The organism is Moorena bouillonii PNG, assembly GCF_001942495.1.
In the GTDB taxonomy this organism is placed as follows: Bacteria; Cyanobacteriota; Cyanobacteriia; order Cyanobacteriales; family Coleofasciculaceae; genus Moorena; species Moorena bouillonii.
Window position 1 is genome coordinate 1 of record NZ_MKZS01000011.1, and the last position, 2,343, is coordinate 2,343.

The 2,343-nt window shown below is 45.0% G+C and carries 2 protein-coding genes; both read right to left on the reverse strand.

What is annotated here, in order from left to right:
- Positions 1-553 precede the first annotated feature (553 nt).
- Positions 554-1,372 (reverse strand): serine hydrolase, encoded by an 819-nt coding sequence (locus tag BJP37_RS34050; protein WP_075906827.1) that lies wholly within the window; start codon positions 1,370-1,372, stop codon positions 554-556.
- A gap of 523 nt (positions 1,373-1,895) precedes the next feature.
- Positions 1,896-2,288 carry an RNA-guided endonuclease TnpB family protein gene (locus BJP37_RS34060; protein WP_330359514.1) on the reverse strand — a complete coding sequence of 131 codons (393 nt, stop codon included), beginning with the start codon at positions 2,286-2,288 and terminating at the stop codon, positions 1,896-1,898.
- Positions 2,289-2,343: the final 55 nt, after the last annotated feature.

The following is a 2,343-nucleotide window of genomic DNA, read 5'->3' on the forward strand; positions in this document are numbered from 1 at the left end:
CCCCCCTAGCCCCCCAATTCTGGGGGGAACAAAACTCTTAAAGTCCCCCAAAGTTGGGGGATTTAGGGGGCTTTAACAAAACCCGATGATCACGCATTCATTCCTTAATTCAGCAACACCAAAGTTTGAGGTTTTCCATGAAAGCGATCGCTCTCTTATTTTCAATCTATTAAGATTAGACTATGGATGAGGTTTGTTCTTAATATATTTCCGTTAAAAATCTGCTTTATAAACTACTGGTAGGTCGATTTTTATAAATGGATAATGACCAAAGTAGGGTAAGGATTCCGGCGTTGCTGAATCAAGGAATGAATGCATGATCATCTGGTTGTGCTCAAGCCCCCTAAATCCCCCAACTTTGGGGGACGCAAGAAAGTCTTTTTCCCCCCAAAATTGGGGGGCTAGGGGGGCAAAACCATACCCAGAATCAGCAACGCCCAAACTTTAGCCAATATGGACTACACAGAAATCCTTAAGAAAGCCCTTAATTGGGGTAAATAGAATCACCCAGAAAGCAATCTTTATCATAAGATTACATTAAAACTCTCCACTCTCAATCTACCCTAGGAGCAACGGTTTCCTGCCCGTTTTGCAGCAGCGTCACGCTTTCCACCGTGCCGTCTGAGCCTTGGTTAAAGACAACTCGCAAATCAATGACCCGTGCAAAAAACTCAGTTTCGGAGGTAGGATAAAGCTTCAAAATAGACTGCCCTGTTCCCTGAATCCGCAATTGATTGGCTTGGGTGGTTATAGTTACCTGGAACTCAGGAGCAACCTGATAAGTTCCAATATAGCCCTCGTATACAGACGGATCTACCTTCACCACCTCAGAAACTGTGGGTTTGGAGTAGGGTTCCCCAAACACAATTGCTGCCAAATCCTGGGAAATTCGCTCTATATTGGCGGTTTCTAAATTACTGAGCACAGCAACACTCACATCCTGGTCTGGGTAGTATACCAGATTAGTTACAAAGCCGTTAATTCTCCCACCATGACCAATGCGCTGATGCTTGGGCTGTTTGTTTATTACCAATCCATAGCCATAGAACAGATGGGGAGCTTCGTCAGGATTGCTCGGTACTAAGGCAGAGGTCATAGTAGCGATCGCCTTATCCCTTAAGATCGTTTCATCTCCCACCCCATGGTCAAACAAAAACTGATTCCATCGAGCCAGATCCTCGACCGTGGAATATAGTCCTCCGGCTCCCTGTGGCACGGACATATTAATATACTTTGCCTTGAGATAGCCGTCATCAGTGAACTGATAACCATTTGCCAAGCCATCAATCACCGCCAAAGGATACTCGTAACCTGTGTTCTCCATCCCCAAAGGCTGGAGCAAATGCTCCTTTAGCTGTCCGGCAAAATTCATCCCACACCTATGCTACGCATAGGTGTGGGATGAATTTTGCACAGGGTATTATAAAATTGCTATAATATATGTACTGAGAAACAAAGCCGTTCGCGAAGCGTGGCCAAAGGCCTTAAATGCTGGGCAAGTCAGTCACCTACGTTCCTAAAAAATAGAACTTATTGTATTGTTCCGGCGCGGAGGGGCATCCCGTGTCGTTAATAAAGCTTGCCGAGTATCCGAACCGTTGGGTGGAGTTGGCAAGAAGCCTACACTGAACTCGTTCGCGAAGCGGCTCTGTAAGAGCAGAGTCAGTGTAGGAGTATGTCACATAATCGTCATAGGACTGACCCGATACGGTTTCAATCACCTGGGTCAGCAGAACATAGCCTGAATTGCTGTAGCGAAACTGATACTTTTAACCCGGACAAATTCTGACATCTTGGATATCTAGGATATCATTTGAGTCAGAAAAGCTGAGTACTACATCCCCGACTGCTTCGAGGAAGGTGGTATCCCACATCGCCTTTCGGCAAAGCCGACGCTACGCGAACAGGAAAATCCCGACGGCTCCATTGAAATCTCTAGGGATTTCGTATCCGCAACGTGGACATTGAAAATTCTTAGAACTACCAAGTTTTCTATGAATGTGTCCGCACTTTGTACAAGTTTTGGAGGTATATTCCTCTGTTATCCTCACTAATTTGGAACCATAACGGTTGCACAAATGCTCTAAAATCTGAGAGAACTGATAAAAAGCCCATGTCATCATCGCCCTAGCTGTCTTGCTTTTTAGTTTTCGCTTCTTTTTGACAACCATCTGCGACGTCTCAAAGGTAGGTAAGACGATCACATCGTAGTTTCTTGCCAAAAACGATGCTACTTGTTTGTGCAATTCAGTTCTCAGACTTCTGATCTTAGTTCTGAGTCTTTCCATCCTACATTCCGCAGGTTGGAGGGGAGAGCTATGGTATTTTTAAACCATGAAACCA